At 63.2% G+C, this 21711-nt stretch carries 20 protein-coding genes; 15 read left to right on the top strand and 5 right to left on the bottom strand.

From position 1 onward, the window contains the following. Window positions 1-32: 32 nt before the first annotated feature. The 8 genes from J3481_RS09725 to J3481_RS09760 all read left to right on the top strand — a co-directional run bounded on the left by J3481_RS09725 (window position 33) and on the right by J3481_RS09760 (window position 6085). Window positions 33-554: a type II secretion system protein gene (locus tag J3481_RS09725; RefSeq protein WP_206831843.1), complete on the top strand. Its 522-nt coding sequence runs from the start codon at window positions 33-35 to the stop codon at window positions 552-554. 140 nt (window positions 555-694) lie between these two features. Beyond that, window positions 695-1561 (top strand): type IV pilus modification PilV family protein, encoded by an 867-nt coding sequence (locus J3481_RS09730; protein ID WP_206831844.1) that lies wholly within the window; start codon window positions 695-697, stop codon window positions 1559-1561. 1 nt (window position 1562) lies between these two features. Next, window positions 1563-2318 (top strand): type II secretion system protein, encoded by a 756-nt coding sequence (locus J3481_RS09735; protein WP_206831845.1) that lies wholly within the window; start codon window positions 1563-1565, stop codon window positions 2316-2318. A 189-nt stretch (window positions 2319-2507) separates the two neighbouring features. Then, a complete protein-coding gene (locus J3481_RS09740) occupies window positions 2508-3047 on the top strand; it encodes a hypothetical protein (RefSeq protein WP_206831846.1) in 540 nt (179 codons plus the stop codon). Window positions 3048-3118: 71 nt separating this feature from the next. Beyond that, window positions 3119-4087 (top strand): type IV pilus biogenesis protein PilM, encoded by a 969-nt coding sequence (gene pilM, locus J3481_RS09745; RefSeq protein ID WP_206831847.1) that lies wholly within the window; start codon window positions 3119-3121, stop codon window positions 4085-4087. 4 nt (window positions 4088-4091) lie between these two features. Continuing rightward, on the top strand, window positions 4092-4697 hold the full coding sequence (locus J3481_RS09750; RefSeq protein ID WP_206831848.1) for a PilN domain-containing protein: 606 nt from the start codon (window positions 4092-4094) through the stop codon (window positions 4695-4697). Then, window positions 4694-5293, top strand: coding sequence for a type II secretion system protein GspM (gene gspM / locus J3481_RS09755; protein ID WP_206831849.1), 600 nt, complete (start codon window positions 4694-4696; stop codon window positions 5291-5293). Before J3481_RS09750 ends, gspM begins: the two co-directional genes overlap by 4 nt. A 51-nt stretch (window positions 5294-5344) precedes the next feature. Next, window positions 5345-6085, top strand: coding sequence for an NERD domain-containing protein (locus J3481_RS09760; protein WP_206831850.1), 741 nt, complete (start codon window positions 5345-5347; stop codon window positions 6083-6085). 145 nt (window positions 6086-6230) lie between these two features. Here J3481_RS09760 and J3481_RS09765 read toward each other — a convergent pair whose 3' ends face one another. Together J3481_RS09765 and J3481_RS09770 are read right to left on the bottom strand one after the other, a co-directional pair. Continuing rightward, window positions 6231-7274, bottom strand: a complete 1044-nt coding sequence (locus J3481_RS09765) for a type IV pilus twitching motility protein PilT (RefSeq protein ID WP_328702095.1) — start codon at window positions 7272-7274, stop codon at window positions 6231-6233. A 153-nt stretch (window positions 7275-7427) separates the two neighbouring features. Continuing rightward, window positions 7428-8213 carry a prepilin peptidase gene (locus J3481_RS09770; protein WP_206831852.1) on the bottom strand — a complete coding sequence of 262 codons (786 nt, stop codon included), beginning with the start codon at window positions 8211-8213 and terminating at the stop codon, window positions 7428-7430. 178 nt (window positions 8214-8391) lie between these two features. Between J3481_RS09770 and J3481_RS09775 the strand changes: the two genes are divergently transcribed. Next, on the top strand, window positions 8392-10719 hold the full coding sequence (locus J3481_RS09775; protein WP_206831853.1) for a helicase-related protein: 2328 nt from the start codon (window positions 8392-8394) through the stop codon (window positions 10717-10719). 132 nt (window positions 10720-10851) lie between these two features. After that, a complete protein-coding gene (locus J3481_RS09780) occupies window positions 10852-12168 on the top strand; it encodes an ArnT family glycosyltransferase (RefSeq protein ID WP_206831854.1) in 1317 nt (438 codons plus the stop codon). 158 nt (window positions 12169-12326) lie between these two features. Here J3481_RS09780 and J3481_RS09785 read toward each other — a convergent pair whose 3' ends face one another. Then, entirely contained in the window at window positions 12327-13688 is a 1362-nt protein-coding gene (locus J3481_RS09785) for a sigma-54 interaction domain-containing protein (RefSeq protein WP_206831855.1), read from the bottom strand. Between the two features lie 157 nt (window positions 13689-13845). Here J3481_RS09785 and gabT point away from each other — a divergent pair, with 157 nt between their 5' ends. Together gabT and J3481_RS09795 are read left to right on the top strand one after the other, a co-directional pair. Next, on the top strand, window positions 13846-15168 hold the full coding sequence (gene gabT / locus J3481_RS09790; RefSeq protein WP_206831856.1) for a 4-aminobutyrate--2-oxoglutarate transaminase: 1323 nt from the start codon (window positions 13846-13848) through the stop codon (window positions 15166-15168). Further along, window positions 15155-16645: an aldehyde dehydrogenase family protein gene (locus J3481_RS09795; RefSeq protein WP_206831857.1), complete on the top strand. Its 1491-nt coding sequence runs from the start codon at window positions 15155-15157 to the stop codon at window positions 16643-16645. Before gabT ends, J3481_RS09795 begins: the two co-directional genes overlap by 14 nt. Before the next feature lie 51 nt (window positions 16646-16696). Here the strand turns inward: J3481_RS09795 and J3481_RS09800 are convergent, their stop codons facing one another. Then, on the bottom strand, window positions 16697-17635 hold the full coding sequence (locus J3481_RS09800) for a hypothetical protein (RefSeq protein ID WP_206831858.1): 939 nt from the start codon (window positions 17633-17635) through the stop codon (window positions 16697-16699). 227 nt (window positions 17636-17862) lie between these two features. Between J3481_RS09800 and J3481_RS14970 the strand changes: the two genes are divergently transcribed. From J3481_RS14970 to J3481_RS09815, 3 genes are all read left to right on the top strand, one after another. After that, on the top strand, window positions 17863-19263 hold the full coding sequence (locus J3481_RS14970) for a transglutaminase-like domain-containing protein (RefSeq protein ID WP_328702093.1): 1401 nt from the start codon (window positions 17863-17865) through the stop codon (window positions 19261-19263). A gap of 13 nt (window positions 19264-19276) precedes the next feature. Next, a complete protein-coding gene (locus tag J3481_RS09810) occupies window positions 19277-20326 on the top strand; it encodes a glycoside hydrolase family 130 protein (RefSeq protein ID WP_206831860.1) in 1050 nt (349 codons plus the stop codon). 138 nt (window positions 20327-20464) lie between these two features. Continuing rightward, window positions 20465-20746: a hypothetical protein gene (locus J3481_RS09815; RefSeq protein WP_206831861.1), complete on the top strand. Its 282-nt coding sequence runs from the start codon at window positions 20465-20467 to the stop codon at window positions 20744-20746. A 55-nt stretch (window positions 20747-20801) separates the two neighbouring features. Here J3481_RS09815 and rocF read toward each other — a convergent pair whose 3' ends face one another. After that, window positions 20802-21698, bottom strand: a complete 897-nt coding sequence (gene rocF, locus J3481_RS09820) for an arginase (protein WP_206831862.1) — start codon at window positions 21696-21698, stop codon at window positions 20802-20804. Window positions 21699-21711: the final 13 nt, after the last annotated feature.

The raw sequence follows: 21711 nt of genomic DNA on the forward strand, positions 1-21711 counted from the left end.
GGATGTCGAATGAAGGGGAAGGGGAGTAGCAGATGCGTCAGATTCGAACGAAGATTTCGGATTTGAAAAAGAGAGCGCGGGATCAGCGAGGCGTGACGCTGATTGAAATGCTCGCGGTGGTCGTCATTTTGGCGATTCTCGCGGCCGTCGGCGTGCCGATTGTGCTGGCGCAGATTCAGAAGGCGCGCGTCAACACGGACAAGTCCAATGAGCAGCTCATCGCGGATGCGTTGCAGCGGGCGGAGTATGATTATCAGTCGAACTCGACGAATCAGGGGAGTCTGTACATTTCGACGCCTGGTGCCATCAATGGAAACACAGCCCAAATCAGCAACGGTACAAATACCACGGCGGTCTATTCGTACCTTTTGAATGGTAGCTTCAGCGGTAATGGTACGGGTTACATTACGAGTATACCCAACCCACAGTCTCAGACAGGAAACTTCTCTATTGTCGCGAATCTACCTTCGGGTTATAGCGGCCCATCTGTGACCTTTACGTATCCAAGCAACACGAACGGTACGATGCAAACTTGGTACGTTGATATTCAATAAACTCTCACCTCTATTAAACGAACAGTTGTAACTTGAGAACCGCAGGAGCTCCCGTCAAGGGGGCTTTCTGTGTAGATGTGGCCCCTGAAGATCAGGGGTGACGACCCCAGAGGCGAGGGGGATCATTGGAGGCGAGGGTGATGACACTTTGGCTCAGGAAGAAGCGGAATCGGCCTGAGTCGCAAAGCAGAGCTTTCACGCTCATTGAGGTTCTTGCGAGCGTCGTGATCGTTGTGATGGCGGGAACTGCTGCGCTGTTTGCGGTGGAATCGGTTCAGGCGGGGCAGTTGAAAGAAGCCGAGTATTCAAAGTCACTGGGGCTTGCGACGACGATCGCGGAGGAGATTCGGGATCGGGATCCGAATGCGCAGATCAACGTGTATGCTCCGATAGCCCAAACGTCATCGCTCTCCACCAGTGGCGGGAGTGTCATCGCGACCCTGTTCTCATCGCTGCAAATCTTCCAAAGTGCCGTCTCGATTGTCTTCGCAAGCCTTCTCAATACGATTTTGCAGACCGGTGCTTGGGGCAACCTGGATTTGCAAAATCTCGTCGAGAACCTGATCAACCAACCGACGTCGCAGTGGGGAACGCAGATTCAGCAGTGGATGCAGCAGGGGCAGATGACCACAATTCAGCAGAACATCCTTCAAAACCAGCAAGCGCTGTTGCCGTTCGAGATCGTGGTACCGGGCGATGCGCTGGGCGATAACCCGCCAGCACAGGACGCTGTTTTATACGTCCCCTCTCCGGTTAGCTTGTCCTCCGAATCGTCACCGGGGAGTATCAATGGCTCCATGACCTACACGGAATTCGTCTTGGCACTGGCACGGGGAGGTAAGACATGGAATCAACCGTACAAATTAATGGATGGCTACACATGCACAGTGAATGCTCAACGTGTGTCGTCAAGCAGCGGATCCTCGCCGAGTGTGTGGAATTATACGGTGACGGTTCAGAGTCCACATGGTGCCACGGCGGCCGTCACAGTTCCGGTGGTGGCATAACATGTGGCCATGGTTTCGGAGCCAAGAAGTTCATCGCGAGCGCGGTTTGACCTTGCTCGAAACGCTCGTGGCGATCCTCATTACCGCGATTGTAGGTACAGCATTGGTAGGAACGATATGGCAGATTGCCCTGCGTTCCCAGGGTATTACGCAGGCCAATCAGGCTGTAGAGAGCGTGTTGACGGTGAATCACGCGCTGACAGAAATGACGCAGTCGGCGTCCTACATGCAGGTCCAGTATACCAAGGGCAATATATCGATTTGGTTGTTTCGAGGTGGTACGACGGTCGGGAACGTCGTGAGTTCGAGCCAACCGTGGCTCGTCAACACGACGACCATTTCCTCTGGGAGCGTTTCCTCTGGCGTGGCCAATGCAACCTGTTTTTATGTTTTTGATTTCGTCCAACAACCTAACCAACTATGGAATATTTACGGTGGATCCGTCAAACAGCCGGGCGTAATGCCGAACTTCGGGGGTCAGCCCCTGGCCCAAAACGTCAACGTCCAGTGGTATTTGCCGAATTTAGCAACGGCTTCATCGAATAGTACCAATTCGTCGAACTCCACTTGGTCTCAAGTCTTCACAACGCTCTTCTACGGTAACTCGGCTTCACAGGGGGTCGCGACTGCAACGGTACCTAGCGGCGAAGTCATGCATGCTTTTATTTTAAAGTTATCCGCGTCCTACAAGGCACCAAACGGTCAAATCTCCACCTACGCTTTGACGGCCGGTTACCACGATATGAATCAAGGGTGATTGGTGCGAGGTTAGGGGTGAGAGCTGTTGCCGCCTCTCATGAGAGCTGTAAGATCCCAGCGCGGATTCTCGCTTCTGTGGTCCCTGGTCTACGTGGTGATTCTTGCGTCGCTCGTGAGTACCGCACTTGTGTGGAGTCGATACGCCCTCCGCATGGGCGGTCTGGGACAAATTCGGGACGAACGCAACGTGTTTCAATCACAGACTTCCTTTGATCAGGCAGCGCTCCAAGCCATGCAGTCCGCCGCGCAGCAGGCGACCGTTTCCTTATCAAACAATCCTATCTCTCAGTTGCTTTTCTGGCTGAACGTGTTGGGCGACGGTTTCCTTTCGTGGCTGACGGGCCAGTCCTTGCAACTCGTTACCATGAGCGATTTGCAGAACGCCTTGACTCAGAAGGTGTTTCCCGCGCTGCAAAAGCAGCAGATGCTGGCCACGGTCGTCTATACCTATCAAACGTCGTGGAGCCAACAGCTGCAAAACCAAATCACTCAGCTCCAGAATTTAGCGAATGCCAATCTCGTTCAACCATGGTCATCGGCGTGGGACACGCTTGAGCTTGCAAGCTTCATGCTCCAAGCTGTTTTGGATATATCCCCCAATTATATGCAGCCGCACGCTGTGATTCAGGTACAATCCGCTCAGGGTGGCTATTCGATGTACTACAATGTGACGTATGTCTTCAATCCACAGACGTTTCAGTGGGTGTTACAAATTACGCAGGATTGACGAGGTGAACAGTTCCAGGCTCGTCCCGCGAGATAGAGAACATCAAATTGAACCATGGAAGGGGTAAAGGCATGCCGCTTCGTCTACCCACTGCATCTCGCTCCGCTTCGGTTGGCGTGGAAATCTGCGACGCAGGGCTCCGCATCGCCGAGGTGGAGCCTGGAAGGCCTCTTCGCGTCTCCCGGCTCGAAACGGCGCCGTGGGACTTATCTCAGACCGTGCGAGATCCCTATCCGACGTTCGCTCTCGCCCCCCTGTTGTCGAGCGTGTTTGAGGCCAATCGGCGCAAGAAGCTGACCGCGCACGTCGCGTTGCCTTCGCGTTTTACGGTCATCCGTCAGCTGACCTTGCCCGCTGTGGGCGAGAAGGAACTCCAGAGCGCAATTGACATCCAGATTCAGCACAATATTCACCTTCCGTTCGATGAAGCCGCGTACGACTATGTCTTGTGCGATCCGCCGGCTGATGAAGAAGGGATGATCAGCATTCTTCTGGTTGCCGCGGACAAGTCTCGCGTGAACGATGTCATCCAAGGATTCCGATCCGTCGGCATGCGCCCAAAGACGATTGACATCCACGCGCTTGCGCTCTATCGACTGATTCGGCGATTTCGCCCGGATCTTCCACACAACTTCCTGCTACTCGAAACCAGCGAGGACACGGTGGATGTGCACGTATTCCACAACGGTCTTCTGTACCTGACCCGCCAGGTGCCCGTGGCACTTGCCCCATCCGCGGAGGTGCCTGCGTTTGATTATGTCAGCCAGTTCGACGTCGAGATCGAGCGCACCATGAACTTCTTTATGTACACACTCAATCAGCGGGATGCCGGGTTTGAACGCGTGTTCGTCACGCTGCCGCGAGATGTGGACGCCTCGTTGCATCTTCAGGCACTCGAAGAACGAATCGGCTTGCCCTGTGAGGTCCTGCCTCTCGCCGAAATGATTCGTCGCAACTGTGAAATTGGGCCCGAAGCGCACCGCATGCCCGATCTGGCCGACTACGCCGTGGCCATTGGTCTCGCTCTGCGGGGGGTGTGACGCTGTGGACATCAATCTCATGCCCAAACCGGTCAGCCGCTCTGTCCGTATGCGCACGCCGGTCCGCGGGAGCTGGCCGTGGATCGTCATGGGCGGCGGCGTCGCGGTCATTTGTGTGGCCGCCATCGTCGCGGCTCATCTCGCGGCGGCGAGGTCCGCATCTTCACTCCATCAGCTGCAGCAGCAGGTGCAACTCTTGGAGGCGCAGACCCAATCCGTCTCGACGAATCAATCTGCGCAGGAGGAGACGGCAGCGCAGCAAGTGGCGCAATCAGCCACGCATTACGATGTCATCCTGAGAGCCTTGGAGCACGATGTGTCTGAGATGACGACCGTAGATTCCATTCAGCAGACGGGATCGACACTCACCGTCGCCGGCCGAACGAATAGCGTCGCGAGCGTGGCTGACTTTGAGGCCGACCTTTTGCGCGAACCTTTCGTGCAGAGCGCGTCGTTCACCGCAGCAGCGCTGCAAACCAGTGGGACTCCTATGCCAGGGGCTGGGCAGGCCCCGTTGGGACACGCCATCGTCGAGGGATCGGGTGGAGCGAACTACCGTTATGATTACACGCTTTCCGTGGTCTTGAAGTCGGGGGGTGGCGCGCCGTGAAGTTGACCATGTCGAGATCGCTCACTCAGCGGGACAAGACCATCTTGCTGGTGCTTGGCGTGGTGATCATCCTGCTTCTGGTGTATCTCATCGGCGTGCTTCCCGCGTTGAGTCAGCTATCCAATCTCGCGCAGGAGCGTTCTTCTCTGGAGCAGACGCTGGCCTCGCTGGGTCAGGTCCGTGCGCGTCAGCAGCAGGCGGAAGAGCATGGGAAGTCGGTTCTGTCGCGCGTGCCCATTGGCGCGCACGAGGCCAATGCGCTCGAGTTACTGAATCAAATTGCGCAACGGAGCGATGTGACGCTTGTGTCGGTGGCCTACGGCAATGCGAGGAGCGGCACGCCGTCGACGGGGGCGTCCAGCGGAGCCGAAAGCTCCTCGACACCGGCCTCAAGCAGCCCTTCGCCGGGTAACGGGGCGTTGTCGAGCCTTCAATATAGCGTCGTGGCGACGGGAACCACGGCCAGCCTTGAGTCGTTCTTTGCCGATCTCGTCACAGCGCCGCGCCTGATGACGGTTCAGTTGCAGAGCGTCTCCGGGACCGCGAGCGGCGACACGGCCAACTTTACGCTCTCTGTGTATTATCGGACCGGCTGACGAGAAATCGCGTCTGAAAGCTCGTTGCCCAACTTGAGAGGAGAGGCGTCCTTGAAAACCGTCTATGTCGTTGCCATCTTGACGTTGGTTCTCCTGATGGCCTACCTCCTGCGTAACCCTCAGTTCATCGGCTACGCGGGGGAAAGGATCATTCGGAAGCGGCTCTCGTCCTTGCCCCGGGGTGAATATCGTGTGCTGCACAATCTGCTCGTGCCGCGTGAGGACGGAAAGCGGACACAGATCGATCACGTCGTCGTGTCGCCCTACGGGATCTTCGTGATAGAGACAAAAAACTACCAAGGCATCATCGTGGGAAAAGATGCGTGGAACGAATGGACGCAGGTGCTCAATCGGCGTACCAAGCATCGCTTTCTGAGCCCCGTGGTCCAAAACGAGGGACACATTCGAGCCTTGGCGTATGCGGTGCCCGAAGTGCCGCGAAGCGCGTTTCGCTCGATTGTTGCCTTCAACGACAAGGCGCGCCTTGACGTCGAATCGCAGAAGGCTGAAGTTGTCCGTTTTCGCGATGTGGCCAAGGCCATCCGCGCGCATCGCGACCTGCTCATCTCCGCAGAGACGGTGAATCTGGTCGTGGAACGATTGCAATCCGTCCACATCAAGGGCGACAAGGCTCGCCAGGAGCACATCAAGGGCATTCGCGAGATGAAACGGCAGTTGGCCGCCAACATCTGCCCGCGCTGCGGTGGCGAGTTGGTGATACGGAAAGGACAGCGCGGCGAATTTTACGGGTGCTCGAACTATCCCCGCTGCCGCTTCACGCGGCCGGTATGACCGCGGCCGCTCCGCGCGAAACCGCAAGTGCGAACCGCGTGGCTCGGCGTCTTTGACCTCTGCTCAGTCCCCGTCGCGCCCGGCCATACAAAATCCCCGCTGGTCGCGTCCAGCGGGAATTTTTGTATGGATGCGGCCCGCCTGGTCACGACGGCTGCGTGAGCTGCGCAGGCTGCCACTGGCGCAACACTGCGGGCGAGATCTTCCCCTGTTGCACCAATTCCCGAATGCTCATTTCCATGGTGATCATGCCGAACTGACGGCCGGTCTGCATCATGGCCGGAATTTGGTGGGTCTTGCCGCTGCGGATGAGGTTCGCGACGGCCGGCGTGTTGACGAGCACTTCAAACGATGCCACGCGCCCGCGGCCGTCGCGCGTGCGGTGCAGCCGCTGCGAGACCACGCCTGCGAGCACCCCCGCGAGCTGGATGCGGATCTGTCCCTGTTGCTCGGGCGGGAACACGTCGATGATACGCTCCACCGTCTGCACCGCGTCCGACGTGTGCAGCGTGGCGAACACCAGGTGGCCGGTTTCCGACGCCGTGATGGCCGTCGCAATCGTTTCGAGATCGCGCATCTCGCCGACGAGCAGGATGTCCGGATCCTGGCGGAGCGCGGCGCGAAGGGCCGGCGCGAAGCCCGAGGTGTCCTGGCCAATTTCGCGCTGATCGATGATCGACAGCTTGTGCGTATGCAGGTACTCAATCGGATCCTCGAGCGTGATGATGTGACGGCGCTGCGTCTGGTTGATGGCATCGAGCACCGCCGCGAGCGTGGTGCTCTTGCCGCTTCCGGTCGGGCCGGTCACCAGAACGAGTCCATACGGGCGATTCATCAGCGCCTTGAACACGGACGGCAAATTCAGCTCCTCCATCGTCGGGATGCGCTGCGGAATCAGCCGTGCCGCGATGCTGATGGAACCGCGCTGGCGATACGCGTTGACGCGGAAGCGCGCCACCCCAGGGATGCTGTATGAGAAGTCGATCTCGCCCGCCTCGATGAACCGCTGCCAGCGCTCGTCGGAGAGCATCTGGCGCGCGAACGCCTCCAGGTCCATGGGCATCAGCTTGCCGCCCATCGGCTCGAGATCGCCGTGAACGCGGTACGTCACGGGCGCTCCGGCTGACAGATGAACGTCTGAAGCTTCTTTCTCTTTCGCCAAAGCCAAGATTTCATCGATCTGCACGATTTGAACCCTCCCTCTGATGGCGTTCCGCGGTCGACGCGCAGGCACAGACGACGGTGTCAGCAAGTCCCGTGCCGCGGCGGATGCCCCTCTGGTACAACAATGCGGCGGCGGTGCCGGAAAAAGCGACCGCCAGACGCTCGCCTCTCGCTTGCGTCACGGTCCGAGGCCCGTCAGATGCGCGTACAGGTGCCACAGGTCCGGTCCCACAAACGCGCACGTGGCTGCGGCGAGCGCCAGAAACGGCGCAAACGGGATGGGCTGCCGGGGCTTGATGAGCCCCGCGAGCCGCAGGGGCCATGCGGCCAGCATGCCGTAGTCGGCGGCCAGCACGAAGGCCATCACCATGTAGCCCGGCCCGAGCATCGCGCCGATGGCCAGGTTCAGCTTCGCGTCGCCCATGCCCATCTTGCCACCCGTCACAAAGTGAATGACCGCCACGATGACATAACCCACCGCGGCACCGGCGATGGCCATGAGCCACGTGCGAATACCGGTTAGTCCGCTTGCGATCACGAAAATGGCGCCAGCGGGAAGCGTCAGCACGTTCGGCAGGATGAGGGACGTGAGGTCGCACGCGACGGCCGACGCGAGGTACAGCCAGAACGCCCACCAGACCGCGAGCTTTGCGTAGTTGCCGCTCGCGGTGGCCGCGGACAGTGCGAACGCCACACCCGTGGCGAGCTCGACGGCCGGGTATCGCCACGAGATGGGCGCTTTGCACGTCCGGCAGCGCCCGCGAAGTGCAACCCACGACAAGACCGGCACCAGTTCCCACGCCGCGAGCCTGCGGCCGCAGTTGGGACAGTGCGATCCCGGCCAGACCACGCTCTCCCCGCGCGGCAGCCGATAGCCCACGACGTTTGCGAACGATCCGAAGATAAGTCCGTAGATGAAGCCCAATGCAATCAAAACCTCGTGGGTTGCGGATCCCTGCGCCATTCCGAAACTCCCCTGTGGCACCTCTGGCTGACCTGTGCGCGTCTGGTGATACAAACCAATACGCTCTTCCTCGCCCAAATTCCTGCTGAGTCGACGCAATTGGACAAGCTTTTGTGCGAACTTACCATGACAACTTCGCCCAATTTGATATGTTGAAGAGGACGAGCGAGGCGGAGGGATGGACGTGGATCTTCAAGCCTTTTATGAGAAGCACGGGTTTGCGCGACTGCACGAGTGGACACTGCCGCCGCGAGAGGCTGGGTACGAGTCGGTCTCGTCCCTCGCGGCCCAATTGGCCCCGGAGGCGAGCCGGTATCTCGAGGCCACTTATCCTCGCGGGTTGTATCGGCATCAGGTGAAGGCCATCCGCGCGGCCTGCCAAGGGGAGAACGTGTGCCTAGCCACCGGCACCGCCTCCGGAAAGAGCGCCCTGTTTTTCGCGGCCGGGATCGACACCATGGCGAAACGGTACAAGGCGCGCGTGCTTGCGATGTATCCCACGCGCGCGCTGGGCGGGGCGTTTCGCATCGTGGCGGCCTCGGCCACCATCGCGAAGCCGGAAGAGCACGTCGCGAAATTGTTTGGGCGGAGGTTTTGCGTGGTTGGATCGGAAGACGACACGTCGCCGCGCCATCCGACGCATGTGGAATTTGTGGCCCTTCCTGCGGGCGGCGATTTGCTGCAGGCCGTGGCACTTCTCCTTCGCCACATCGCGGGCCAAGGACACCGCGCCATCGCGTTTCTCGACAGCCGCCAGCGGGTCGAGATCATCGGCTCCATTCTGCAGCGCCAGGACGAGGAAGAGGCCGACGATGATGAGGCGGTGGGCAGGCGCTTGCGGGAACTCGAGCAGGTCGGGATCCTGCCGTATCGGTCCGGGTATGAGGAGGCGGATCGCCAAGCCATCCAGCGCGGGCTGACATCGGGCACGCTACGGGGCGTCGTGAGCACGAGTGCGCTCGAGCTCGGCATGGACATCCCGAACCTTGATGTCGCCTTGCTCGTCGGTGTCCCTCAGTCGCAGACGAGCCTCCTGCAGCGCATCGGCCGCGTCGGGCGCCACGGGCCAGGGCACGTCGTCATCCTGCACGCTCAAACGGCGCTCGACGACGCGGTGCTCGCAAATCCGTCGTTTTTATGGCAGCGGCCGCTCACCGAGGCCGTCCTGTACCTCGATCACCGCCGGGCGCAGTACATCCACGCGATGTGCCTCGCCGGGATCGGCGGCGAGCACGATCTCGCCCTCAACCGCCGCCCGGGCGATTCGGACGCGTTTCAGCTCTCCCAAGCGGTGGAGTGGCCGCACGGCTTTGCTGAATTGTGCTTGGCCGAGCGATCCGGCCAGATCCCTCCCGAGTTTGAGACGATGCGCATTGAGGCAGGCGACAGCCCGCACCGCACGTATCTCCTGCGCGACATGGAGCGGCGCTTCACGGTCGAGCTGCAGACGGCAAACGAGTTGGACAAGCTCGGGGATCTGTCGGTGTCCCAATTGATGCGCGAGGCGTACCCCGGCGCCATCTACCGATACATGGGCCGCTGCTACCGCGTCACGCGCGTGTATCATCCGTCGGGCAAAATCGTCGTGCGGCCCGAGAAACAGTACCACACGAAGCCGAAAACCATGCCGCCGCGCATTTCACCTCAGATCGATCGCCCCGGCACGGCCGTGTATCAGGCGGGCGCCGGCTTCATCATCGCGAGCGATCTCTTGGTGCACGAGATGGTAACCGGCTTCTTCGAGTATCGTGGCAGGACACCCCGCCGTTTCGATTACCCCATCCACAATGACCCTGATCTGCGCGGCGTCCAGTTCGACATGCCGATGTTCCAGCGCCGGTATGTGACCCACGGCGTGTCCTTCTTCTACCCCGACCTGCCCGATCTCGACGCCCTGAGGCGCCTCCTTTTGGAGGCGTACGCCTTCGTCGTGCCCTTCGACACCCAGGACGTCGCCGTAGGCACTGCGCGCGTGAACGGCGTCCGAAACCATTCATTGCCGCAAGACAGCCGCCTCATCACGCTCTATGATCGCGTCTACGGAAGCCTGCACCTCGCGGCGCGCATCCTGGAGCCCGGTGTGTTGCCGCGGGTGGCCGAGCAGATGGAGGCATTCATGCACGCGCGCTTCTGGGACGAGATCGATCCCGACCTCAGGCCCATCGCCAAGGCATGGGTCGCCTCACTGCGCGAGACGCTCACGCCGGTGGGCGGCGAGGCTGAGGCCGCCGCGGCGAGTGAGGGCGATTCGCGGGTGCGGGTCATCCTTCCGGGCAGCTTCGGCTACGTGGAACTGGAGGGCCGCCGGTTTCTCGTAGACGCCGTGTTTTTCAAACCGTCGGGCCTTCACTATCGCGGCAGGTATCCGGACGACACGTCGCACCAGTCGTGCGAGATTCAACTGCCCGTGCATCTGGTGGCCGAGATGCCCGGAGAGTCGCGGTGGGGCTTCTACGACATCGAGCGAGGAGAGATTATAGAGGACTCGGCGAGCGGCACGAACTGATGCCTACGGTGCAAGGCTTCGCGCGGACGCCCGCCACCCCATCGATTCGGAGGTATGATAGACTAGCTTTCGAGGCTCGCCGACCGGACCGGCGGCCGGATGAGGAAATCCCAGACACAGGAGTTTTTCACCATGCGAATCGGACGGACATGGCTCGGCGCGCCTGTATGGCTGTGGTTGCTCGCCCTCGCGCCGCGCCTTGTGACCATCTTCGTGTACGGGCCGCATCTCACGATTCACAGCGACGACGAAGGCTACTACCGAAGCGCGCTTTGGCTCCTGCAGAAGGGCACGTTCTCGTATTACACGCCAAACGCGCCGACGGTGCACATGATGCCGGGCATCACGCTCTTGCTGGCCGGGATCATCTGGATGTTTGGGACGGGGACCGTCGGCCTCTACGCGGGGAAAATCGTGTTTACCCTCATCGCGACGCTCGGCATCGCGGGCATCTACCGCGCGCTGAGCCGGATCAGCCGGCCCTGGGTCGGCGCCGTGGTCGCCGCGGCCATCGCGCTGTATCCCCCGGAAGTGCTGGTGGACACGCTCTTTCTCACGGAGCCGCTTTTCATGGCGGTCTTCGCCTGGATGTTCGATTTCACGTTCAAAGTCGCGGAGTCCAGGCGGTTGCGGGACGTGCTTGGGCTTGCCGTGCTGTTCATGCTTGCGATTTACGTCCGGCCGAACGTCGCGCTCTGGATTGTCTTCGCACTGCTCTATTTCATCATGAAGGGCTATCCGAGAGCGCTTCTTTGGCGCCACCTTGGGGCGGCCGCGATCGTCGGGCTCCTGTTCATGGCGCCGTGGTGGATCCGGAACGAGATGGTGTTTCACCGCTTGATCCTCTTCACCGACGACAGCTGGAACCCGCTTCTGCTTGGCACCTTCGAGGGCTATGGGTATCCGCCGCCGACCAACGAGGGCGCCATCGAGCATCAGCTGCTGCGCGAGTACCCGAGCCTGCGGCCGCAGTCGATGCACGAACTGACGTGGTTTCGCCTGCAGAAGCAGATAGCCTTCAAACGCATGGGCGAATGGCTGAAGACGAACCCGTCGTCGTTCTGGACGACGTACCTTTGGCTGAAGCCGCAGATTCTCTGGCTGCGCGCGTACCTGCCCATTCCCATCTTCGGCATCACGGAGGCTTCGCTTCGCGGGCTGCAGACCTGGGTGGTGGACGCGTCCATCGTCGGCCACTTCGTCGCGATGGTGTTTGCCCGCGGGCGGCGGCGCGAGCTCTTGCTCATCTGGCTGACGCTTCTCTACTACACGGCCGTGTTCTCCTTCTTCTTCGCGTTCGAGCGGTACAACGTGCCCATCGATTGGCTGATGTTTTCCGGCGTGCCCGTTGCCGTCTGGGCGCTTTTGCGCGCCATCGTGGGCGAGGAGCGCAAGGGGCGCGGGGCGAAGTCGGGTCGAGGGCGATCGCGCCGGCGCGCCTCCCGCTGACGCGGCCAAGGCGCCAACTGTCGGACAGCCGGCCGCGGTTTCCGCTGACGCGATCGAAGGTGCCGGCGGCTCGCGCCGTGCGACATTCGCACTCGGGTGGTGGTTTGGCTTTGGCGGCCCGCGCCGCCTTCCGGCCGTTCATCGCGTTTGCACGGTTGTCACGTCGGCCGCGACGAGGTTTTCAACCCGAGGCGCCGCGCGTGGTACTGCATCCGCTGCCGGCTGATGCCGAGCGCCCGCGCCGCCTGTGTCAAATTGCCCGAAGCTGCTTCGAACGCCTCGCGAATCGCGTCGTCGGACGGGCGCGTGGGCCGCGAACCGGGCAGAGCCGGATGCGCCTCATTCTCCTGTGCGCTCCCCTCGAGGAGCGGGTGCGCGGCCCGCAGCATCCCGAACGTGATTTCGGGCGCTTCCGGCCAAAGGGCCAGGGCGGCTCGCATCGTCTGTTCCAGTTCGCGCACATTGCCCGGCCAGTCGTGACTCGTCAAAAAGGCCAGGGCGTCTGCCGAGAGGCGCACATCGCGTCCGCCTCCGTACCTGCGCAAAAATGCGTTCGCCAACAGGGGGATATCCTCGCGCCGTTCGCGAAGCGGGGGCAGGTGGATGGCCACGGCGCCGATGCGGTAGAGCAGGTCCGGCCGCATCAGGCCGCGGCTCAGTGCGACGCGCGGCGGCATGTTCATCGCGGCGATCACGCGCACATCGGTCGCGATGGACCGCTTGGCGCCAATCGGCCAGACTTCTCCGTCCTGAAGGGCGCGGAGCAGCTTCGCCTGCACACCCGGCGACATCGCGTGCACCTCGTCGAGCAAGAGCGTCCCTCCACAGGCCAGCTCGAACACGCCCGCGCGATCCACGGCGCCCGTGAACCCGCCCCGCCTGGTGCCAAACAGCACGCTTTCCGCAAGCCCTTCCGGCCACGCCGCGCAGTTTTGCGCCAAATACGGGCCGTGCTTGCGCGCGCTCGCGCCGTGAATGGCCTGCGCAAACAGTTCCTTGCCCGTGCCCGTCTCGCCCACGAGCAGCACCGGCAGATCGGTTCGCGCCGCGCGCTGGGCGAGATCGACCGCCCTCCTTATGGCCCGGCTTTCCCCCAGGATATCCGCAAACGCAAACCGGCGCCTTCCGCGCGCCCCCGCCGGCTCCTCTGCGCCTCCCGTTTCGCGCGGCACGGCAATCTCCATCGCGCCGATGATTTCGCCTGCGATCACGACCGGCTTGGTGCGGTTCTGCGTCACGACGCGGCGCCCGTTTCGCGCCACGTACACCTGCTCGTCAATCTGCACCGGGTGCCCCGTCTTCAGCGCCCGCCAGAGCGTGCTCGTCTCTTCGTCGAGCTCGTACAGCTCAAACACGTTTTTCTCCAGCACCTCGTCGGGCCGATACCCGTCGATCTCGCCCATCACGCGGTTGTAGACGCGCGTGCGCCCTTCGCGATCGACCGCGTGCACGCCCACCGGCGCGAATTCGAGGATCTCCTGATACAGCTTCCACACGTCCGCCGCCACGCTCGGCTCCATGGCCTCGCCCTCCTCGCGCAAGTGCTCCGGATTTTTGCGCTTTGCGCGCCGATTTTGCGGTGTCAGAATCATCATACACCGACAGCGCGCGGCCTGGCACCTGGCACGGCGCTTGCTCCATACCTTGAAGCAGATTCGCTCAAGGAGGCGGTGCACGATGGCGGACGTGAAGACGCTCCCGGGGGCGGCGAGCGCAGGGTACCTCAAGGACGCCGAAACGTACTTGGCGCGCGCGTACAGGCCCTTTCTCCCCGCGATGATCGTCAAAGCCGAGGGCAGCCTGCTGTACGATCTCGACGGCAACCGCTACATCGACTTCGTGGGCGGCGTCGGTTGCCTGAACGTCGGGCACAGCCACCCGAAGGTGGTGGCGGCCGTGATCGAGCAGGCCAAGCGGTTCACGCACACGGACTACACGATGTTCCCGTACACGCCGCTCATCGATCTGGCCAGGCGCCTGGCGCCGAAAACCCGCATTCCGGGCGCCAAGGGACTCTTTTTCAACTCCGGCGCCGAGGCGGTGGAGAATGCCATCAAGATTGCGCGAAGGGCCACCGGCAGGCCGGGCGTGATTGCGTTCGACGGGGCCTTTCACGGGCGGACCTACATGGCCATGAGCCTCACGAGCAAGCTGCATCCGTACAAGGCGCACTATGGTCCCTACGCGCCGGAGGTGTATCGGCTGCCGTTCCCAAGCGCGACGCACGGGCCGACGCTCGACGAGTTCCGCCGGTTTCTCGACCGCGCGGCGGTCACCTGGTTCGATCCGGCCCACATCGCGTGCGTCATCGCGGAGCCCATCCAGGGCGAGGGCGGCTACATCGTGCCGGTGGAAGGCTTCTTCGCGCTGTTGCGCGAGTTCTGCGACCAACACGGGATTCTGCTCATTGCGGACGAGATCCAGACGGGATACGGGCGCACGGGGCGGTTTTTCGCCATGGAGCACGAGGGCGTGGTGCCGGATCTCATGACGTGCGGCAAGTCCATCGCGGCGGGGCTGCCGCTTTCGGGCGTGTTCGGGAGGCCCGAAGTCATGGACGCGCCGGCGGAGAACACGCTCGGCGGCACGTACGTCGGCAATCCCGTGGCGGCGAGCGCGGGGCTCGCCGTGCTCGACGTGATGGAGGAGGAGGGGCTGGTTCAGCGGGCGGACGAGGTCGGCGTGCGCATCCGCGCGAAACTCACTGAGCTCATGCGCGACTGCCCGCAGATCGGCGACGTGCGCGGCCGCGGCGCCATGCTCGCCGTCGAGTTCGTGCGCCGCCGCGACACGATGGAACCGTACCCGGAGATGGTGGCGCAAATCCTGCGCCGCGCGATGGAGCGTGGGCTTCTGCTCATGAAATGCGGGGTGTACAACAACGCCATTCGCTTCCTGTGCCCGCTCAACATCCCGTGGGACGTGCTGGACGAAGGGCTCGAAATCTTCGCGGCCGTCATCCGCGATGTGACGGAGGGTGAGGCGCATGCATCGCTTTGAACCGTGTCTGAACTTCATCGCAGGCGAGTGGCGGGAACCGTCCACGGGGCAGTACGGGCAAAACGTGAACCCAGCCAATGGCGAGGTGCTGGGCCTCTGGGCGCGATCCGGCCCGGGCGATCTCGATCTCGCCGTGCGCGCCGCGCGCGAGGCGCAGGCGTCGTGGCGGCTTGTGCCCGCTCCCGAGCGGGCCAAGGTGCTCCGGCGCGTGGCGGATCTGTTGCGGGATCGCAAGGAAGAGCTTGCGCGAACCCTGACGATGGAGATGGGCAAGGTCATCGCGGAGGCGCGCGGCGAGGTGCAGGAGGCCATCGACATGGCGGAGTACATGGCGGGCGAGGGCAGGAGGCTCTTCGGACAGACGACGCCGTCCGAACTTCCCGACAAGTTCGCCATGAGCGTGCGCGCGCCGGTGGGCGTCGTGGGGATCATCACGCCGTGGAACTTCCCCATCGCCATCGCGTCGTGGAAGTCGCTCCCCGCCATCGTCGCGGGCAATGCCGTGGTGTGGAAGCCGGCCGAGGAGACGCCGCTCCTCGCGCGGGCGTTCGCGCAGATCTATCAGGAGGCCGGGTTGCCGCCCGGCGTGTTGAACGTCGTCTTCGGCGACGGCCCCGTCGTCGGCGAGGCCATGCTCGATCACCCCGGCATCGACGTGATTTCCTTCACCGGATCGACCGAAACGGGGCGCCACATCGCCAGCCGGGCCGGCGCGAATCTCAAGCGCGTGTCGCTCGAGATGGGCGGCAAGAACGCCATCACCGTGCTCGCCGACGCCGATCTCGATCTCGCCGTGGACGCCATCCTCTGGAGCGCCTACGGTACGAGCGGCCAGCGCTGCACCGCCGCCAGCCGGGTGATTGTGGAGCGTGCGGCGGAGGCGGAACTGCTCGCGCGCCTCGTGCCGCGGGTCGAGGCGCTCCGCGTCGGCGACGGACTGGATCCGTCCATCGACGTGGGACCGGTGATCCACGAGGAGGCGCTGAACAAGATCGATGGCTACGTCCGCATCGGCGTGGACGAGGGCGCTCGCCTCGTCACCGGCGGGCGCAGGCTGACGGAAGGACCTCTCGCCCGAGGCTTCTACTACGCGCCCACCGTGTTCGCGGGCGTCCAACCCGACATGCGCATCGCCCAGGAGGAGATCTTTGGCCCGGTGCTCAGCGTCATCGCCGTCGACTCGTTCGAAGAGGCCATCCAGGTCAACAACGGCGTGCGCTACGGGCTGTCCGCCAGTGTCTTCACCCGCGACGTGAATCGGGTCTTTCGGGCCATGCGCGATCTCGACACGGGCATCGTCTACGTCAACGCAGGCACCACGGGCGCCGAAATTCACCTGCCGTTCGGCGGCACCAAGGCCACCGGCAACGGACACCGCGACTCCGGTCAGGCCGCTCTCGACGTCTTCACCGAATGGAAAACCGTGTACGTCGATTACAGCGGCAGGCTGCAGCGCGCTCAGATCGACAACAACTGACGACAAGGGCGCACCGTCAGGCTTTGGCGGTGCGCCCTTCTTCTCCAGCCGTCACGACCAGTACGGCCGCATCGATCCCGCCATCTGCAGCGCGGAGGAGATGGGCGACTGCGCGCTGCTCGTCGTCTGCACCTCGTACACGTTTCCGTTCTGGCTCCAGATGACGGTCACCGTGACGTCCGATCCCGACGGGTCCTGGTTGTCCACAATCACCCGCCCGACGCCGTCCGTCGAGGGCAGAGACGCGTTCGAGAGTGCGTTCACGAGCTTGTCCACAATCGGGGTCGGCGGGACCGACGTGTTCTCGTTCACGACCTGGAAGTTCCAACCGGAATCCGACCAGTACACGACGGTGGAGTTGCCCACCGTCGCCATTTGGGCCGCGTGGTTGTTCGGCAGAACGATGCCCGTGCCGCCCGACGCGGTCAAACCGCCGTGCGCGGCGCGCGCAAAGGCAGACATGCTTGTAGCCGCCTGGCTCGACGAGGCGAAGTGGTCGACCTCGTACGAGGCGTACGGCTGTCCCCCCGTCAGCAAATCCACGTGATAGCCGGTCAAAAACTGCGGGCCATTGGACGTCGGCTGGGTGTTGTGCGCGTCGTATGACGTGGCTCCGTTCCCCGCAGGCTGGGGGACGAAGGTCGGCGCATCGGCGCCCTGGAACCCGTTTTCACCCAGGCTCGTCATGGCCTGCTGCACAATCGAAGGAAACGCGCTTGCGCCCGCAGGTTGCGAGCCGCCGCCCGAGGACGATCCCGTCGAGCCGTTGCTCGAGCTCGTGTTCGCCTGCGTGCCATTCTGCGCTGAGCTGTTCTGCGTCGGCGTGCTGTTGGTCTCGTTCTGCGACTCGTTGGACGTGGACGTGTTGGTGGTGTTGTTCAACGGCACCGTGCCGCCGCCACCGGACGACCCGCCGCCGCATCCGGTCACGACCCAGAGGCTGCCCGCCAGCGCGAAAAGGACGTATCCAACCTTTCGCATCCTCGACATGTAAGTTCCTCCCCGTGTTGGCCGCCAGGGGCCCATCGCCCGGCAGCGCGGACCATCCCGCCTTACGCCCATACACTTCGACATCAGGTGCCGATTTCCTGTCCGTGCTTCCGTTCGACACGCCCCGATATTTCTCGGGAAATCTCGATGGGATATGGCCGTGGAACGCAGGAATTTGTCGACCTGTGGCGTATTGTTCCAGCATGCAGTTGCTGGAGGTGCCGTTCGTGTCCTCATTCCGCCCCCTCTGTGCCGCGATCGCGCTTTCCGCCTGTGCCAGCGCAGGCAGCGTTCCCGCCACGGCCGAGGCGGCCGCGTCAGGCTCCATATCCGTCTCGGGCGCCGGCCGTGTGCCCGTCTCGTGGTGGAGGCAATCCGGCGCGGTGTACGCGCCGCTGACCGCCTGTGTGCAGGCGTTTCGCCTCATGCATATCCCGCAGTCCTTCACGCCGGACGGGTGGGTGGTGGGGGATCTGCCCGACGGATCCCAGACGCCGCCGACCGCGGGGCCGCTCGACATCTGGTTTTGGCAGCCGGCCCACGGCGACACCGTGACGTACGCGGGGCCCGTGGATGCGCATGCGGTCGAACGAAACGGGCAATTCTGGATTGCGATGGATGCGTTCCAGTCGCTGTTGACGGCGTTTCACGTGCAGACGTCATGGCAGGGATCCGCGTTTGTCGTGCGCGATCCGGTGCCGCAAGTCGCGCTGCCGCCGTCCGGTGTGATGTCGAGCGCTGTGCAGGTCGAGGGCGATAGCTGGCCCGAGCCCTGGTTTTACGGGGAAGCGGGGGTGACCTCGCTCGCGCTGTACAACCCGCTCAGCCCGGCACTTCCTATCCGCCTCGTGACGCAGGACGGGTTTTCGGGCGAGGTGCTCATCGAAGTCAAATCGCACGATGTGCCTGGGGAAGTGCACCAGTACAGCGCCCGCATGTACGACGGCCGACTTCAGGCCACCGTTCTGCTTCCGTTCTCCGGGCGCCTCGATGTCCAAGTCGACGAGGTCCAAAACGAAGCGTCACTCGCGCTCAAGCCCATTGCCTTCAGCCGCGCCATCGAATGTGCGGCGCAAAGCCTCCCGCAAACGCGCCTCGGCCTTCTTCAGAGTTGGCTCATCAACGACAACGAATCGGCGGGCATTCGCGACTTGGCGGTGTCGGTGGTGCGCGCCGCAGGTCTTCCGGATTCAGCCGCCCATCCATCGCCGAGCGCCGTCGATGCCGAGATCGAGGCCGTGTCCGACTGGGCATCTCGACATATCTGGTACAACTGGCCGGCGTACAAGTCGGGCCAGGTGCCCTGGCAGCAGATGACCACCACGCTCTCTCTCGGGCACGGCGTGTGCCAAGACATTTCCGGCGTAGCGGCCGGGCTGCTTCGCGCCCTGGGTATCCCTGCGCTCGTGGTGCAGGGACAGGCGCTGGGGCTTTTGGGTTGGGGAAGTCACCAGTGGGACGAGGCTTGGGACGGGCAGCGCTGGCTGGTGTTCGATCCGACGTTCGATGCCGTCTATACGTCGAGCACGGGCATCGGGCCGCCTGTCTCGGTCTCGCACAAGGATTTCGATCCGCCTCCGAGCGTGTTTGCGCAAAACCACCGCGGCGGCCAAATTGCGAATTGGTGAGGAGGAAGAGCTCATGGAGGTCCGGCGCTATTCCGAGAATCCGCTCATCACCCCGAAGGACGTGCCCCCATCTCATCCCGACATGAAGGTCATTGGTGCCTTCAACGCGGGCGTGGCCCGCGTGGGCGGCGAGACCGTGCTCGTCCTGCGCGTGGCTGAGCAGGCGAGCGCGGACGAGGACGCCGTCGGCGTGCCCGTGTACAATCCCGCGCACCGAACGGTCGAGGTCCACTGGTTCAAGCGCTCGGATCCGCACTACGATTTCTCCGATCCGCGCGCCGTGCGCCGCAAGGACACCGGCGAAACGGTGTGGCTCACGTCCATGTCCCATCTGCGCCTCGCGCGAAGCCGCGACGGCCGCCACTTCACCGTGGACGAGAAGCCGTTTCTCGCCCCGGAGACGCCGTACGAGGCCTTCGGCGTGGAGGATCCGCGGGTGGCCGAGATCGGCGGCGTCCACTACATCACGTACACGGCGGTGTCCGATCACGGCGTGGCGGTAGGACTGGCCGCGACGCGCGATTTTCACCACGTCTGGCGGCTCGGTCTGATTCTTCCGCCGGAGAATAAGGACGTGGTGCTGTTTCCCGAGCGCATCGGCTCACATTACTACCTTCTCCATCGCCCGGCGCCCCGCGGACTCGGGGAGCTTGACATCTGGATTGCGGAGTCGCCGAACCTGCGCGCCTGGGGGAATCACCGGTTTTTGCTCGCGCCGCGCAAGGACAGCTGGGACAGCCTGCGCGTGGGCGGAGGCGCCGTGCCCATCCGCACCGAGAAGGGATGGCTCATCCTGTACCACGGCGCCAACGCGAAGAACGAGTACGCCATGGGCGCCTGTCTGGTCGATCTCGCCGACCCGTCCCGCGTCCTGGCGCGATCCGCCGAGCCCATCCTGAAGCCCGAGGCGCCGTACGAGCTGGCGGGCTTTTTCCGCGGCGTCGTGTTCTCCTGCGGGGCGTGGGTTGAAGGCGACGTGATCCACATGTATTACGGCGTCGCCGACGAGTCGCTGGCGGGCGCAGACCTGTCCCTGCGCGACATCCTGGACAGCCTCGCCTGAGGCGCCGGCGGGCGCGCCCGGCTTTTCGCCCGACGACCCGCCTCGCGCAGCAACCGTTTGTTTAGAGAATTTTTGATGTTGTGGCCGTCTTTTTCTTGTATATTGATCTTTAACAAGCGATAGGTGGTGGAATGCAGTTTGGACCAAGAACTCTTGTATTTGACGCGATCCGGCAAGGACCTCGCGCGCAAAGCCCGCCGCTGGCTTCGCCAGCATCCCGAGGCGACGCTCGGCGAGGTGGCCGAACAGGTGCGCGAGCTCTTTCAACTTCGCGATCTCGGCGATCTCGCCGATCGCCCTCTGCGCGAACTGCCCGAGTGCCGCTGGATTGTCCTCGGCGAGAACGACCGCGGGCGGATCGAAGTGCAGAAGGATGTCGCCGGCTTGGGCGATGTGCGCTACGTGGAGACGAAGGGCTGAAGCTCGCGGCGAAACGAAACAGGGTGCCTCCCGAATGCGGAGGCACCCTGTGCTTTTACATCACGCGTTTGCCGAACAGCGATTCCAACAGTTCCACGGCCATGCGGCCCGTCTGATTCCGGTGATCCAAAATGGGGTTCACCTCGACGACGTCGACCGAGAGGAGCTTTCCGCTCGCCGCCAACAGCTCCATGGCGAGATGGCCCTCGCGGTAGGTGAAGCCGCCGTTGACCGGCGTGCCGACGCCCGGGGCGAACATGGGATCCAGCGCGTCGAGATCGAGGCTCAAATGGATGCCGCGCGTGCCGGCCGAAGCGATGCTTATGGCCTCCTGCATGACCGCGTCCATGCCGCGCCGATCGACGTCCTGCATGGTGAACACGTGAATGCCTGACTGGCGAATGAGTTCGCGCTCCTCCGGATCGATGGACCGCGCGCCGACCAGTACCACGTTTTCGGGCCGCACTTTCGGGCGAATCCCCCCGATGCCGGTGAGCGCGTCGTGGCCGAGCCCGAGGCTTGCCGCGAGCGGCATGCCGTGGATGTTGCCCGAAGGTGTGGTCTCATCCGTGTTCATGTCGCCGTGCGCGTCAAACCAAATCACGCCGAACGGCTGACCCGCGCGCGCAATGCCGGCAAGGCTCCCAATGGCAATCGAGTGATCGCCGCCCAGGATGACGGGCGTGTGGCCGCCCTTCAGCACGCCCTCGACCTTCTCGCAGAGCGCTTCGCAGACCGAGACGACCTCGCGCAGGTACTTCAGCTTCTGGTGCTCAATTCGCCTCGTCTCCGGCGTCGGCACCGGCACGTCGCCGAGATCGGCCACCTCGTAGCCGAGCCGCTCGAGCTTCTCCTTCAGCCCCGCGTAGCGGATGGCGCTCGGGCCCATGTCCACGCCGCGCCGGTTCTGGCCGTAGTCGGACGGGACGCCGATGATGTGAATGTCCTTCATGCCGTTCCCTGCT

The sequence above is a fragment of the Alicyclobacillus fructus genome (assembly GCF_017329605.1).
Classification (GTDB): domain Bacteria; phylum Bacillota; class Bacilli; order Alicyclobacillales; family Alicyclobacillaceae; genus Alicyclobacillus; species Alicyclobacillus fructus.

What these genes read in the sequence shown, in the direction of transcription:
- J3481_RS09725 (WP_206831843.1), top strand. Translation starts at nt 33, where the DNA reads ATGCGTCAGATTCGAACGAAGATTTCGGATTTGAAAAAGAGAGCGCGG.
- J3481_RS09730 (WP_206831844.1), top strand. Translation starts at nt 695, where the DNA reads ATGACACTTTGGCTCAGGAAGAAGCGGAATCGGCCTGAGTCGCAAAGC.
- J3481_RS09735 (WP_206831845.1), top strand. Translation starts at nt 1,563, where the DNA reads ATGTGGCCATGGTTTCGGAGCCAAGAAGTTCATCGCGAGCGCGGTTTG.
- pilM (WP_206831847.1), top strand. Translation starts at nt 3,119, where the DNA reads ATGCCGCTTCGTCTACCCACTGCATCTCGCTCCGCTTCGGTTGGCGTG.
- J3481_RS09770 (WP_206831852.1), bottom strand. Translation starts at nt 8,213, where the DNA reads ATGGCGCAGGGATCCGCAACCCACGAGGTTTTGATTGCATTGGGCTTC.
- J3481_RS09775 (WP_206831853.1), top strand. Translation starts at nt 8,392, where the DNA reads ATGGACGTGGATCTTCAAGCCTTTTATGAGAAGCACGGGTTTGCGCGA.
- J3481_RS09780 (WP_206831854.1), top strand. Translation starts at nt 10,852, where the DNA reads ATGCGAATCGGACGGACATGGCTCGGCGCGCCTGTATGGCTGTGGTTG.
- J3481_RS09785 (WP_206831855.1), bottom strand. Translation starts at nt 13,688, where the DNA reads ATGGAGCCGAGCGTGGCGGCGGACGTGTGGAAGCTGTATCAGGAGATC.
- gabT (WP_206831856.1), top strand. Translation starts at nt 13,846, where the DNA reads ATGGCGGACGTGAAGACGCTCCCGGGGGCGGCGAGCGCAGGGTACCTC.
- J3481_RS09795 (WP_206831857.1), top strand. Translation starts at nt 15,155, where the DNA reads ATGCATCGCTTTGAACCGTGTCTGAACTTCATCGCAGGCGAGTGGCGG.
- J3481_RS09800 (WP_206831858.1), bottom strand. Translation starts at nt 17,635, where the DNA reads ATGTCGAGGATGCGAAAGGTTGGATACGTCCTTTTCGCGCTGGCGGGC.
- J3481_RS09810 (WP_206831860.1), top strand. Translation starts at nt 19,277, where the DNA reads ATGGAGGTCCGGCGCTATTCCGAGAATCCGCTCATCACCCCGAAGGAC.
- rocF (WP_206831862.1), bottom strand. Translation starts at nt 21,698, where the DNA reads ATGAAGGACATTCACATCATCGGCGTCCCGTCCGACTACGGCCAGAAC.